Source organism: Mycobacterium riyadhense, from assembly GCF_963853645.1.
Taxonomy (GTDB): domain Bacteria; phylum Actinomycetota; class Actinomycetes; order Mycobacteriales; family Mycobacteriaceae; genus Mycobacterium; species Mycobacterium riyadhense.
On sequence record NZ_OY970456.1, the window covers coordinates 1,151,914 to 1,165,298 of the forward strand.

The following is a 13,385-nucleotide window of genomic DNA, read 5'->3' on the forward strand; positions in this document are numbered from 1 at the left end:
AACATGTCGCTTCCTTCCTGAAGTGTTAGCCCGCGGCCGGCGGACGTGACATCACCCTGAAGCGTCGCCCGTACCGACGTCGAGCAAAATTCGCGGGCCGTTCGGCGTTGGCCGGCGGTGCACCCGGAATTGACGGCCCGGATGAATTGGTCGGTGCGGCAGCGCCTCTGATGCCCGAAATCCCGGCGGCGTCACCGTTTAACACGGGAGGCGAGGTCGTCCAACTCGGTGGCACCGATAGCAACCCGACCTGGTCCGCCTGTCCCAAACCCGCCGCCACCGGCGCGGAGACCACGCGCGCTACGCCGGACGCCACCGCGCCGGCGGCGGGGGCTCCGGCCGCTGCGCTCACCGGTTCGGAGATCAGTTGTTGGGCCAACAGGGTACCGAGCTGGATGATCCCCATTCCGAAATAGGCCAATCCCCACGTGTTAACCAACGCGTTCCAGTCGTTGGTCGGAAGTATCGGAAGCCAGGGCGGTTTCACCGGTTGCAGCTTGGGGATCAGCCGCGGGGCGATGTCGGGGTCGGTGGTGGTCGGCGGCGATGCAAACGGGGTCAATGCGGAGGCGGCTGACGAGGCGCGGGCGTAGTCGTACATGGCCGCGGCGTCCCGCGCCCAGAACTCGGCGTATTCGGCTTCGGTGGCCGCGATCGCTGGTGTGTTCTGCCCGAAAAAGTTCGTTGCGATCAGCGCCATCAGCAAAGCCCGGTTTGCCGCGATGAGCGGCGGCGGCACCGTCATCGCGAACGCGGCCTCGTAGGCTGCGGCGGCGGCCCTAGCCTGCATGCGTGTCTGCTCGGCCTGCGCGGCCGTGGTTTGCATCCAGGCCACATAGGGTGTGACCGCGCGGAGCATGGACACCGACGCGGGTCCCCGCCACGGCAGGCTCGTCAGCTCGGAAAGCACCGAGCTGTAGCCAGTTACCGCCGACGTGAGTTCTGCCGCCAGCTCGTCCCACGCCGCCGCGGCGGCCATCAGGGGCCCCGAACCGACACCGGCATACATGCGACCGGAGTTGATCTCGGGCGGCAAGGCCCCGAAGATGTACGGGTCGATCGGCGCGTCAATAGTGATCGAAGCTTTCTTGAGCGGGGAAATGTAACTGACTGGCGCTAGGCGTGCGCCGGAAGCACGTGCTCGCCGTGTTTATCGGTGGACAAGCAGAGTGAACAGATATGGGCGCGGTGGGCCTCGCAGGTCAACATGTCGGGCCGCTCGAAGTCCTGGGCGCAAACATGGCAGTTCAAGTGCTCGCCTGAGGGGTTGCCGTGCTCGTCGTACATCGGCAGCTCGATGCCGTCGTGGGTGCGCCGAAGGTAGTACTTGCCTTTGGTGAGAATTGCCAGGATCGGCGGCATCACCAACGCGATGACGATCGCCACCAACGGCGAATAGGGCCGCAGTACCGCGCCCAGGCCGCCGAAGAACGCGACGATGGAGATCCCGGCGGCCAACAACATCGACCCGAAACCGACCGGGTTGATGGCGTACAGCATCCCGCGGCGAAACTCGGGGGTGCGTGGGGAGAGCCCAAGTAGGTATTTGTTGAAGACGATGTCGGACGCCACGGTCACCACCCACGCCATGCCACAGTTGGCGTAGAACCCAAGAATGGTGTTGAGAAAGTCAAACATGTTGGCTTCCATCAGGATTAGCGCGATGCCAAGGTTTACCCCGAGGAACACAACGCGCCCGGGGTAATGCTTGGTGACCCGCGTGAACGAATTGGTCCACGCCAGCGAGCCCGAATACGCATTCGTGACATTGATTTTGATCTGGCTGAGGACCACCAAGACGACCGCGAGGGTGAGCGCCAACCAGTCGGGCATGAAATTGCGGTAGATCTGCGTGAATTGGTGTACCGGCAAGTTGGCGATTGCCGTGGACCCAGCGATGTTGGAAATCAGATAGACCGCCAGGAACAGCCCGATAATCTGCTTGATCGCGCCGAACACCACCCAGCCGGGCCCGGCTAGCAGCATCCACGTCCACCACTTGCGTGAGTTCTCCGGCGTACGCGGCGGCATGAAGCGCAAGTAGTCGATCTGTTCGGCGATCTGAGCGATCAGGGATAGGCAGACGCCCGCGGCCAATAGGACGGAGCCTGCGGTGACGCCGCCGTGACCGGCTTTGCCGGCATAGGCGAAGAACTGCCCAACCGAATCGGGATGGCTGATCAGCAAGTAGCAAAAGGGGGCGACCATCAAGCACAGCCATAGCGGGGTAGTCCAAAGTTGAAGCTGTGACAGGACTTTCATGCCGTACATCACCAACGGAAAGATCAACAAGGTCGAGCAGGCGTAGCCCAGCCACAGCGGCACATGCAGGCCGAGGTTGAGGCCCTGAGCCATGATCGAGCCCTCAAGGGCGAAGAAGATGAACGTGAACGTCGCAAAGATCACGTTGGTCACCACCGACCCGTAGTAGCCGAAGCCACTTCCGCGGGTAATCAGATCCAGGTCGATGTTGTAGCGCGCCGCGTAGTAGGCCAGCGGCAGCCCCGTGGTGAAAACCACCAATGCGAATATCCCGATGCCCCACAGGGCATTCGCGGTACCCCAGGTGATGCCGACGTTGGCCCCAATCGCGAAGTCGGCAAGATAGGCGATGCCACCGAGAGCCGAGATGCCCACCACCGCCGGTGACCATTTTCGGTAGCTGCGTGGTGCGAAGCGCAGCGTGTAGTCCTCGAGTGTCTGTCCGCTGGCCGTGGCCTTGTCGAGGTTCGCTGGGGGAGTGCTCTCGATGTCCGTCTCAACGGCGTGCATCAATCCTCCTAGACGCAAACCTGTCAAAAGATTGCCAATATCCTTGTGAAACCTTGAAAGTGCGGGTCAGCGTCGTTGGTGAGGTGCGGTGATCCTAACCGCGTATTGCGTGGGACGCCACTTGCGTTAGGTCTTAGAGTTTGCTCGCGACGAAACTCGCGGCCTCGTTGGTCAAGCCGGGCACGTAGCCCATATGTGCCTTCCACTGGTTGCCGCCCGAGCAGATCGGGTCGCCCTCGTTGCACAGGTTGAGAATCTTGCCCGCGAAATGCGGACTCAAGGCGGTCATCAGCCCACCCGCCCGGCCGGACGGATTGCCGAAAAGAGTGACCGCAGCGACGTGTTCGGCGGCTTCGGCCGGTAACGGCTGACTGAAGCCCAGACCGGGCAATGGTGCGGCAGTGACGATGTCGATCACGGCGGCACCCTGCGAGTACCCGCCGAGCACCAGCTTGGTGTTGGGGCATGTGCTGGCCATTTGTTGGACATGGTCGCTGGCGTCGTTCGCGCCGGCCGTGGCGGCCAGGAAGTCGTCGTTCGCCGGGTAGTTCACCCCGTATTCCGCAATGGCTCTGCCGGTTTGTTGGTGCAGCGAGTTGACCAGGGCCTGGCCTACCCGACCGACGCCTGGCGGCTCACCGGTTCCCCGTGCGAAGACCACCTGGACGTCCGGGCAGGCTGCCGACGCCTTGGGTGCCACGGGAAGTGCAAGCAATGCGGCCGCCGCGTTTGCGGCGGCCGTCATTAGCCCGATCAGCCTCATGCGGCAATGTTACGGGCTTGTTGACGCCGCGTCAGTGAATGGACGCGGGGCCGGGGCCGGGCACCTGGGAGCCGGGCCCGGGTACAGGTTGGGGCCCGGGCGCCTGCGGGACCGAACCGGGTATTTGCATGACCGGCGACGACATCAGCTTGGTCGCAACGAAGCTCGCCGCCTGGGTGGTGTAGACGGGGACGTAACCGTCGGTGTGCCCGCTCCACTCATTGCCGGGTCCGGCGTGACAGATCGGGTCGCTGGGGTTGCACAGGTCAATCGCCTTCGATCCCAACAATGCGCTCTGCGTGGTCAGCGACCCGCCGCTGCGATTGGCCACGTTGCCGAATACCGCTACCGCTGCGATGTTGTCCGCGTATTCGGCCGGTAGCGGGCTGCCGAAAGTGATGCCGCCCAACGGAACTCCGGCCACGATGTCGATCACGTCCGCGCCTTGCGAGTAGCCCCCCAAAACCAGCTTGGTGTTGGGGCAGGACGAGGCCATCGACTTGATGTGTGCGATGGTGTCGTTGGCGCCGTCACCGCCGTGCAGCTGGAGGCGGCTGGCGGCATAGTTCACCGCGTAAACCCCGATGTTCTTGCCGGTCTGCTGGCGCAGCGAGTCGACGAAGGCCTCGCCGACGCGGCCGATGCCGGGCGGCTCACTGGTGCCGCGGGCGAAGGTGACTTCGGCGTCCGGGCAGTTGTCGGCGGAAGCGATCGGGGTCGTGGCGCTACCGAGGTTCGGCGCGATCAACAAAGCGCCCGCGGCGGCAATGGCGAAGGCGCCGGGGCGCAATAGGCGATTATTCACCCGGAAATTTTACCCGCGGGCGGCTGCGGTGAAACCTCGCAGCCTGTGGATGAACGACGCGAAACGGTCGGCCGGCGGCCTACCTTAAGCCTGAACGATCGGGCTGTTGGGGGACGTTCGGGGGGTGAAGATGACTACCTGGCTACACGTCAGTGGCCATCGATTTCTGGTGCGGCGTATCGAGTGCGCATTGCTGCGCTGTGATATCCGCACGGCCAACCAACCCCTGCGGCGGCACCCGGCGTCCTTGATGGTGGGGTGCCTACTGACAGCGATCGCGGTGGCGGGATGCGCGTTCATCGCTTTGCTGAGTCCGCAGGCCGGTCTCGGTGATGCGCGAATCGTGATGGGTCGGGAGTCCGGAGCGCTTTACGTACGAGTGGGCGATACCTGGCATCCGGTTTTGAACCTGGCGTCGGCACGGTTGATCGCGGCGACGGACGCCAGCCCGCGGCCGGTGCGCGAGTCCGAACTGCACCGCACCAAGCGCGGTGCCCTGCTGGGCATTCCGGGTGCGCCGCACTTCCTTGCGCCGCCGCTGTCCGTCGCCGAATCGATGTGGACGATCTGTGATTCCGACATGGGTGGGGCAACGACGGTCATCGTCGGAACCGCTGCGAGTTCGTCGGTCCGCCCGCTGGCTGCCGACCAGACCATCCTGGTTTCGCCTGGCCCCGGTTCGCCGGCCTACCTGCTCTACCGCGGACAGCGGGCGATGGTGGATCTGACTGACCCTGCGGTGCGGCGCGCGCTCAAGCTCGAGGCGCGGGTGCCGCGGGTCGTCTCGCCGTCTTTGCTCAACGCCGTACCGGAGGCGCCGTCGATCACGGCCCCCCGGATCGGGGGCGCCGGGGTGCGGGCACCGGCCGGCCCACCCGGATTTGCGGTCGGCAGTGTGCTGCGGATCACACGCGCCGACGGTGACGAATATTACGTGGTGCTGGGCGACGGGGTGCAACGAATCGGCCAGGTCGCCGCCGATCTGTTGCGGTTCAGCAACTCGCAGGGCACCGCCACCGCCATCGCGGTGGCGCCCGACCTGATCGGAGCCGTGCCGATCGTCAACACCCTGCCGGTGTCCACCTTTCCCGACCGGGCGCCGGCGCAATCCGACGGTGCCACGGTGTGCGCGAGCTGGTCGCCGGCACAACCCGGTCGTCCCGAGATTGCGTTCTCCGCTGGCAGCGGCGTGCCGGTGCCGGCCGGGCAGGTGCCAGTACGGTTGGCGCAAGCCGATGGCCGCGGCCCCGCGCTGGACGCGGTGTACCTCCCGCCGGGCCGCAGCGCCTACGTGGCGGACGGCACGCGGGCTGGCGCGCGCTATCTCGTCACCGACAGCGGGGTGCGGTTCGCGGTCCACGACGACGACGCGGCACATGACCTCGGATTGCCGCCGGCCGCGGTTCCGGCCCCGTGGCCGGTGTTGGCCACACTGCCGTCGGGTCCGGAGCTGAGCAGACAGCGGGCGTCAGTTGCCCGCGACGCCGTGCTGCCTTAGCCGGGGTTTCCGGCCTGACACGGCACCGAGGCCCAGCGTGGCCACCAGCGCAACCAGGCAGATCGCCGCGCCACCAAACGCAGTGTCTCGGGCCCGGTTGTTCAATGGCTTGGGCGTCGGCGGCTTCCCGATCGGCATGGCAACCGGGGTCGCTACCTCAGCGCGACTGGGGGATGGTGGGGTTGTACCGGTGCTGACCGCGGCCAGAGCATCGACGGTGCCGTTGCCGACGAGCGGGTCCCATCCGGAGGGCGGGTGGTGCGCGGTCGCCTCGATGCGCGCCATCACCTGCCGTGCACTCAATGACGGGAACCGCGCCCGGATCAGGGCGGCCAGCCCGCTGACCACCGGCGCGGCATAGCTGGTGCCGGATAATGGTTCCGAACCATGTTGTCCGTCAATGCCATTCACAAGGCCATCACCGACTGGGCTGAGCGAGGTCACGCCTTCACCGGTGGCGGCGACATCCACCCACGGTCCGGCCAGGGTGAATGCCGATGGTTCGCCTTTGACGTTCACCGAACCGACGGTCAGCACGTAGTCGTCGTACCAGGCCGGACTGACCGCGACAGTAACGGTGTCCCGGGTCATATCGGGGCGCTGAGCTGGGCATTGCGCCCCGCCGCCGGAGTTACCGGCCGCGGCCACGACGACGGTGTTCTTGACGTCGACCGCATAGGCCAGTGCGGCGCCGAGCGCGCGGTCGTCGAGCGCGTCCGCCGCGGGAACGCACGCAACGGACGAAATGTTGATCACTGACGCGCCGAGATCGGCGGCCGTCCGGACGGCTTTCGCCAAGGTGTCGACGTCACCCACCCCCGAGCCGGACCGGTCGCCGACCGGAGCGAACTTGGCGCTCGACTGGCGGATGCTGATCAAGGTGACGTCAGGCGCCATGCCGCTGAACCGGTCGGTCGTGGAACTGGGTGCAGCGGCGATGATTCCGGCCACCAAGGTGCCGTGCGCATCGCAATCCTGGGTGCCGTCGCCGTTGGCGACATAGTCGCCGCCGGCCACCAGATCGGACAGCCGTCGGTGCCGCGACACGCCGGTGTCGATGACCGCCACCCGCTGGCCTGCACCGCGGGTGAGTTGCCAGATCTGCGCTAGGTCGAGATCGGCGAGCTGAGCAGGGAGGTCAGCTCTGTCCGATGCTTCCTTCGCCACCGTACAGATTTCGCGTTGCACGGTAGGCTGCTGCGGCGCTGGCAATGCCGGTACGGGCAGCCGCCTTTCGTCGATCGGCGGCGGCGAAACCGCGCGCGCCGACGGTGCGGTGCACTGGGAAAGTACCGTCAGTGCCGCGATCACCAGCAGCCGCATGAGCTGTGACGTCTTCATCTTCATATCAGGTCGAGGCCGCGAACCGCCCCGAACACACCGCAAATCCAACATGTCAGAGGCACCACCGTGACCAGCGTCAAGCACTCCAGCACTTCGACGCGTCGACGTGCGACTGGCGAGAGCGGTGTCGTGGGAGCAATAAAGCCGAGGTATATCGCCACCGCAGCCAGGATCGCTGTCAGCGCGGCTATCCATGGCCCGTACTGCGGAGTGTGGACCGCGGCGACAGCGAAGGTTGTTGTTGCGGTGGCAATTCCACTGACGGCCAACACCAATGTCCTTTTCCATTCGACTGTACGTGCCCGTAGCAGCATCAGAGCGGCAATGCTGGCGGCCAACGGGATGGCTTTGCGGGCGCTGATCGCGGCGACGATGGCACCCACGCCGGCCGACGATGCGAAGGCCGCAAGCAGGCTGGTCAACCAGGCGTCGGCGCGGATAGCCTTGGCGGCCAGTAGGTCTGCTGTCGGTAAGGAATTGTCTGTTGGCGACAACCCGGCTAGCTGGATCGCTATCCGCGGGGATAGCTCCAGTAGCCCCAGAGACGCCAGTGCGACTGCCGAACCGATTGTGTACGGCGGGGCCGCGACGAGGACACCCGCCAGCGCAGCGATGGCGGTGACTATTGCAGTGCACGCCACGGCGGTCAATGTGACTACACCGCAGCCCGTTACGCGCATCGCCAACACCGCGGCGACCGTCGCCACCATCGCGGCCAGCAGTGCGCTTGCGGCACCGGGAACACCGGGCACCACCAGCAGGCCGGCAACCGCGGCGAACACGATGGCGATAAGGCCGAGCGCGAGACCCGCAATCGTATCGCGATACGTCCGGTGTGCAATCGCGCCACAGAGCAGGGCGATCACGGCGGCTGCCGCAGCAACGGCCGCCGTTGTGCCGACATGCCGAGTAGCGGTGCCGTTGAGTGCGTTTCGCGCTAGAACGAAAGCACCGGTAGCGGTCAGGCAGATCGCCGTGGCGGCTCCAGTGAGCCGGGTCGCTTTCCGAGACCGTGGTCGGGTCGTGGCATCGAGCGTCACCGAAACCGACTCAGCAACATCGTCACAACGTGTGACGGGCGGCTCGGCAGTGGATTGGTTCAGGACCAGTACCGTGCCGTCTCGGATATCGTTTTGCGCCAACGTCGTCGAGCCCGGCAGCGGCGACGCGCCGAGGCGGGACAGCTGATAACGCACCGCCGCCGAATCCGCGGTTCGGGTGCCCACCAGGTCGATGATCGATGGAATGAGCGTGGCAATCGGCACCGCGGCAGGCAGTGACAGGTCGACGGTGGTGGTGCCGGCGTGCACGGCGACGCGGCGCAGGCCGGGATCGGATGCAGACATATCGCGGGACGCTAGCCAGTTCCGGGTGATCCGGTATTCGGTTGTGCACAGGCGACTTGCGCTCGATTACGGAGCTGCCTAACGTCGCCCAACCGTGACCGCCGACATCGAGGTTGCCGCGCCGCCCGAGGTGCCGCGAACTGCATCGCCCGGCCTGTTGATCAGGCTGCTGCCGGTGGCCATCTCCGTCGCGACGTTGGGCGTCGTGGCTGCGGCCTCGTTATCGGGGGCGGCGCCGACGCGCAACCCCACATTCCTGGCCTTCCCGATCATGATGCTGGTCTCGTTGGCGGTGACCGCGGTAACCGGGCCGGGCCGTCGTCGGGGCGCCGAGATCGGCACTGCTCGCGTCGACTACCTCGCCTACCTGAGCGAGTTGCGCAGCTCCGTCACTGAAATCGCTGCGGCACAACGTGCGTCACTGAACCGGGCGCATCCTGCGCCCGATGCCTTATGGACCTTGGTGGGCGGCCCGCGGATGTGGGAACGCCGGCGGGCCGATCCCGAATTCTGCCGCGTCCGTGTTGGCCGTGGCGTCCAGCCGCTCGCCCGGCGTTTGCTGGCCCCACAGATCTCCTCCTCACATCGGTCGGATCCGGTAACCGTCACAGCGCTGCGCCGCTTTCTGAGCGTGCATTCGACGGTTGCGGATGTGCCCGTCACGATCCCACTGCGCGGGGCCATCACGATCGACGGCGATGTGACGCGGGTGCGTGCGTTGCTGCGCGCGATGACCTGCCAGCTGGCGGTGCTGCACGCTCCCGACCACGTGTCGATCGCCGGCGTGGTCAGTGATCGCAACCGCGCCCACTGGGATTGGCTGAAATGGTTGCCGCACTACCAGACACTGGCGGCGGACAGTGGTGCGCTCGCCTTCGCCAAAGCCGCTCGCGTGGTGGTGATCGTCGACACCGAGACAGCCGTGGGCAGTGACATGCCCGATGTGATCACGCTGCAGGTGGGCAGTGACCCCGCCGACGGGTCGCTGGTCGTCAGGTATGCCGGTGCGAAGACAATATTGGAGTGCCCGGACCAGATGGATCCCGTTGATGCGGTGGTCTGCGCCCGCCGCCTGGCCTCCTGCCGGATTGCACGATGTGACGGTGATCCGGACTGGCCCCGCCTACTCGGCATCGGCGACATCGCTGGCTTCGACCCGATCACGCTGTGGCGCAACCAAAGCCACGATGACCGGCTCTGTGTGCCGATTGGAGTCACTGTCGATGGCGCACCAGTGGAGTTGGACATCAAGGAGCCCGCGGAGGGGGGTATGGGTCCGCATGGCCTTTGTGTCGGTGCCACCGGGTCGGGCAAGTCGGAGCTGCTCCGCACCGTCGCATTGGGCATGATGGCGCGAAACTCTCCCGAAGCGCTCAACCTGCTGTTGGTCGACTTCAAGGGCGGGGCAACGTTTCTCGACCTCGGGCGAGCACCGCACGTGGCCGCCGTCATCACCAACCTCGCCGATGAAGCGCCGCTGGTTGCCCGGATGCGCGACGCACTGGCCGGTGAAATGAACCGTCGGCAGCAGCTGCTGCGCGCGGCCGGAAACTTCGTCAGCGTCGCGGCCTACGAGCAGGCGCGCCGCGACGGCGCACAATTGACCGCCCTGCCAACGTTGTTCGTCATTGTCGACGAATTTGCCGAACTGCTTTGTCAGCATCCCGATTTCGCGGATACGTTCGTGGCAATCGGCCGGCTCGGCCGCTCGCTGGGTATGCACCTGTTACTGGCTAGCCAGCGCCTCGACGAGGGCCGGCTGCGTGGACTGGAAGCTCATCTCTCCTATCGTGTGTGCTTAAAGACGCTGTCTCCCAGCGACTCACGAGCAGCGCTAGGCGCCCTCGACGCCTATGAGCTGCCGAACACGCCCGGCGTGGGGTTCCTGCGCACCGCAGCCGGGGACCTGTTCCGATTTCAGGCCGCGTTCGTTTCGGGACCACTTCCCGAGCAGCGGCCCGCGGCTACCGTGGCGCGGCTGTTTAGTAGTCAGCCCAATGGTCCGGTGACCCGGGCGGGCGATGCGGCCGGGCGTACCGTGTTGCGCGCGGTCTTGGAGCGGCTGACCGGGCTTGGACCGCCCGCGCACCAAGTCTGGCTGCCTCCGCTAGGGGCCGCACCGACAGTGGACACGCTGCTGGACGGAGCGACTCGGGGTGAGCTGGTGGTGCCGATCGGCGTCGTCGACCGACCGTTTGAGCAGTTGAGAACGCAGCTGACGGTCGACTTGTCCGGAACCGCAGGCAATGTCGCGATTGTCGGGGCACCGCGATCGGGCAAGTCGACCGCACTGCGGACTCTGATCACGGCCTTGGCCGCTACCCACAGGCCGGCCCAGGTGCAGTTTTACTGCCTGGATTTCGGCGGCGGAGCGCTGGCTTCGCTGCGCGAACTGCCACACGTGGGCGACGTCGCCGGCAGGGCCGAGCCTGAGCTGGTCCGACGCATGGTCGCCGAGTTGGAGTCGATCGTGCGATTTCGGGAGGCCACTTTTCGGGGCCGCGGCCTCGGCTCGATTGCGCATGTGTTTCTCGTCATTGATGGCTGGGCGAGCCTGCGCCATGAGTTCGAGGCGCTTGCGGAGTCGATCACCGCGATTGCGGTCCAAGGGCTTTCGTTCGCGGTCCATGTAGTCGTGTCGGCATCGCGCTGGGCGGAGATCAGACCTGCGCTGAAAGACCAGATCGGCACCCGCATCGAGTTGCGGCTGGGTGATCCCGCGGATTCCGAAGTGGACCGCAGGCAGGCGCAGCAGGTACCGCGCGACAAGCCGGGCCGGGGCGTGTGCCACAACGGGCTGCACATGGCTATCGCGCTGCCCGGGCGGGCGGTGCAACGCGGCTCCGATGGTGCAGCGGCGCCGCCGATACCGCTGCTGCCGGCGCGCGTGGACTACGAAACCGTTGTCCAGCAAGCGAGCAACGACGTGCATGGCCGGATTCTGCTCGGACTTGAGGAGCGCCGGCTGCGCCCGGTCGCCGTCGATTTCGAGCGTTACCCGCATCTGTTGGTGCTTGGCGACAACGACTGCGGTAAGACCGCCACGCTACGAACCCTGTGCCGTGAGATCATCCGGGCCAACACCTCTCGCGGAGCCCACCTGCTGATCGTCGACTTCCGGCGCGGGCTGCTCGGCGTCGTCGACTCGGAACATGTTGACGGCTATGCCATGTCGCTTGCGGCGCTGGGTGAACTGCTGCCTCCGCTGGCGGACCGGTTGCGGGCGCGGATGCTTCCGCCCGAGGTGACTCCGGCACAGTTACGAACCAGGTCCTGGTGGTCCGGGCCGGACATCTATGTTGTGGTAGACGATTATGACCTGGTCGCCACGTGCGGGGGCAATCCGCTGCTGGGCCTACTCGAATACTTGCCGCACGCGCGGGATCTCGGCTTGCACGTCATCGTGGCGAGGCGTAGCGGAGGCGCGTCGCGGGCCATGTTCGAGCCAATGCTGGCGGGCCTGCGCGACTTCGGTTGCATGGCACTGGTAATGAGCGGACGACCGGATGAGGGAACGTTGTTCGGGTCATGCGTTCCGGTGCCGCTGCCGGCGGGCCGCGGCACCCTGATCACCCGCCCCGGTGACGAGCAGGTGGTGCAAGTGGCCTGGAGCCCGGCGGCGCCGTGAGTCCACACCGGGCGGTCATCGAGGCCGGCCCCGGCACGATTCGCCGATTGTGTTGCGCCGGAAGCAGTATCGCTGACATGAAGTTGGTTGCGGCCGCGCTGGGCGCGATAGACGATTCGGTGGTGCTGGTGGACGATCGCCCGGTCGACGTCTCATCAGTCTGGTCCGGTGCACTGCGCTCAGTGATGTGTAGTCACCACGGCGTGACCGTCGTGCATCCATCGTGGTGGTCGGCCACGCGGGTGAGCGTGGTGGCCGCGGCCGCGCAGACGGTGGCCGATGACGCGGTGGTGCGGCCGCGGTCCTGGCTGCTGGCCCCGGCGTCGGCGGAACCGGCGGTGGTGGTAGAGATCGCCGAGCGGTTGGTCATGGTCGCCGCCGACGAGGTGGTTGGCGTGGCGCGGGGTGGCGATCCTCGGCCGGTTGTTGAGGAGGTCGCAGGCGTTGTCGCAGACATGGCCGCCGACGCGACGGTGGCGGTGCTGGTCGACGCACCGAATTCGGTCGCGGGGGCGCCGCAGCTTGGGACGCTGATCGCCGGTGCATTGCGCGATGCGGGGTGGGCGGCGGTGGAAATCGGTGATGCGCGGCTGGCGCGGCTGGCCAGGGACGCGCCACCTGAGCCGTCCCCGCGGAGGCCGGACGCCATGGTTGGCCGATCCCGGGTCGGACCGGTTGCCTGGCTTGCGGTCGCCGGCGCCGTCCTTGCGGTTCCGGCGGTGGCAACGGCGTCACAGGCGGGCCATCGCGCCGCCATGCCGGTAGCGGCGACCACATCTCTGGTCGAGGGCCGGGTGGTGCTGACAATTCCCGCGAGCTGGTCCACGCAGCGGGTGGTCGCCGGGCCGGGCTCGGCGCGTGTGCAGGTCACGTCGCCGTCAGATCCCGAGGTGGCGTTGCATGTGACGCAATCGCCGGTGGCCGGTGAGACGCTGACCGGCACGGCGCAGCGGTTGCAGCGGGCCATTGACGCGGAGCCCGCCGGAGTGTTCGTCGACTTCAACCCCGCCGGCATCAGTGCCGGCCGGCCCGCGGTGACCTACCGCGAGGTGCGCGCCGGACATGACGTGCGGTGGACGGTACTGCTCGACGGCGCGATCCGGATCAGCATCGGATGTCAGAGCAGGCCAGCTGCGCCCGATGCCGTTCATGATGCGTGCGAGCAGGCGGTGCGGTCCGCGCACGCCCTTGAGTGAGCCAGAAATTGGGTGGAACCTAACGGCACCGAT

9 protein-coding genes are annotated in these 13,385 nt (G+C 66.5%); 3 read left to right on the top strand and 6 right to left on the bottom strand.

The annotated features are described in order from the left end of the window. Window positions 1-25 precede the first annotated feature (25 nt). The 4 genes from AADZ78_RS05305 to AADZ78_RS05320 form a co-directional block, all read right to left on the bottom strand. A complete protein-coding gene (locus tag AADZ78_RS05305; protein WP_139828618.1) occupies window positions 26-1,009 on the bottom strand; it encodes a PPE family protein in 984 nt (327 codons plus the stop codon). A gap of 107 nt (window positions 1,010-1,116) precedes the next feature. Continuing rightward, on the bottom strand, window positions 1,117-2,772 hold the full coding sequence (locus AADZ78_RS05310) for a purine-cytosine permease family protein (protein WP_085249874.1): 1,656 nt from the start codon (window positions 2,770-2,772) through the stop codon (window positions 1,117-1,119). Window positions 2,773-2,905: 133 nt separating this feature from the next. Then, the gene (locus tag AADZ78_RS05315) at window positions 2,906-3,535 is read right to left on the bottom strand and encodes a cutinase family protein (protein ID WP_139828613.1); all 630 of its coding nucleotides are present in this window, start codon (window positions 3,533-3,535) and stop codon (window positions 2,906-2,908) included. A 31-nt stretch (window positions 3,536-3,566) separates the two neighbouring features. Next, on the bottom strand, window positions 3,567-4,340 hold the full coding sequence (locus tag AADZ78_RS05320) for a cutinase family protein (RefSeq protein ID WP_139828614.1): 774 nt from the start codon (window positions 4,338-4,340) through the stop codon (window positions 3,567-3,569). 130 nt (window positions 4,341-4,470) lie between these two features. Between AADZ78_RS05320 and eccB the strand changes: the two genes are divergently transcribed. Next, window positions 4,471-5,838 carry a type VII secretion protein EccB gene (gene eccB / locus AADZ78_RS05325; protein ID WP_085249899.1) on the top strand — a complete coding sequence of 456 codons (1,368 nt, stop codon included), beginning with the start codon at window positions 4,471-4,473 and terminating at the stop codon, window positions 5,836-5,838. Here the strand turns inward: eccB and mycP are convergent. Both mycP and eccD read right to left on the bottom strand, forming a co-directional pair. After that, entirely contained in the window at window positions 5,809-7,179 is a 1,371-nt protein-coding gene (gene mycP, locus AADZ78_RS05330; RefSeq protein ID WP_085249875.1) for a type VII secretion-associated serine protease mycosin, read from the bottom strand. The two genes, eccB and mycP, sit on opposite strands and share 30 nt — an antisense overlap. A gap of 2 nt (window positions 7,180-7,181) precedes the next feature. After that, window positions 7,182-8,528 (bottom strand): type VII secretion integral membrane protein EccD, encoded by a 1,347-nt coding sequence (gene eccD / locus AADZ78_RS05335; protein WP_085249876.1) that lies wholly within the window; start codon window positions 8,526-8,528, stop codon window positions 7,182-7,184. A 94-nt stretch (window positions 8,529-8,622) separates the two neighbouring features. Between eccD and eccCa the strand changes: the two genes are divergently transcribed. Further along, window positions 8,623-12,156 carry a type VII secretion protein EccCa gene (gene eccCa / locus AADZ78_RS05340; RefSeq protein WP_085249877.1) on the top strand — a complete coding sequence of 1,178 codons (3,534 nt, stop codon included), beginning with the start codon at window positions 8,623-8,625 and terminating at the stop codon, window positions 12,154-12,156. Further along, window positions 12,153-13,352, top strand: a complete 1,200-nt coding sequence (locus AADZ78_RS05345) for a type VII secretion-associated protein (RefSeq protein WP_085249878.1) — start codon at window positions 12,153-12,155, stop codon at window positions 13,350-13,352. Before eccCa ends, AADZ78_RS05345 begins: the two co-directional genes overlap by 4 nt. Window positions 13,353-13,385 lie beyond the last annotated feature (33 nt).

Excerpts from the sequence above, each read along its gene's own strand:
- eccD (WP_085249876.1), bottom strand. The coding sequence starts at position 8,528 with ATGTCTGCATCCGATCCCGGCCTGCGCCGCGTCGCCGTGCACGCCGGC.
- AADZ78_RS05315 (WP_139828613.1), bottom strand. The coding sequence starts at position 3,535 with ATGAGGCTGATCGGGCTAATGACGGCCGCCGCAAACGCGGCGGCCGCA.
- mycP (WP_085249875.1), bottom strand. The coding sequence starts at position 7,179 with ATGAAGACGTCACAGCTCATGCGGCTGCTGGTGATCGCGGCACTGACG.
- AADZ78_RS05305 (WP_139828618.1), bottom strand. The coding sequence starts at position 1,009 with ATGTATGCCGGTGTCGGTTCGGGGCCCCTGATGGCCGCCGCGGCGGCG.
- AADZ78_RS05310 (WP_085249874.1), bottom strand. The coding sequence starts at position 2,772 with ATGCACGCCGTTGAGACGGACATCGAGAGCACTCCCCCAGCGAACCTC.
- eccB (WP_085249899.1), top strand. The coding sequence starts at position 4,471 with ATGACTACCTGGCTACACGTCAGTGGCCATCGATTTCTGGTGCGGCGT.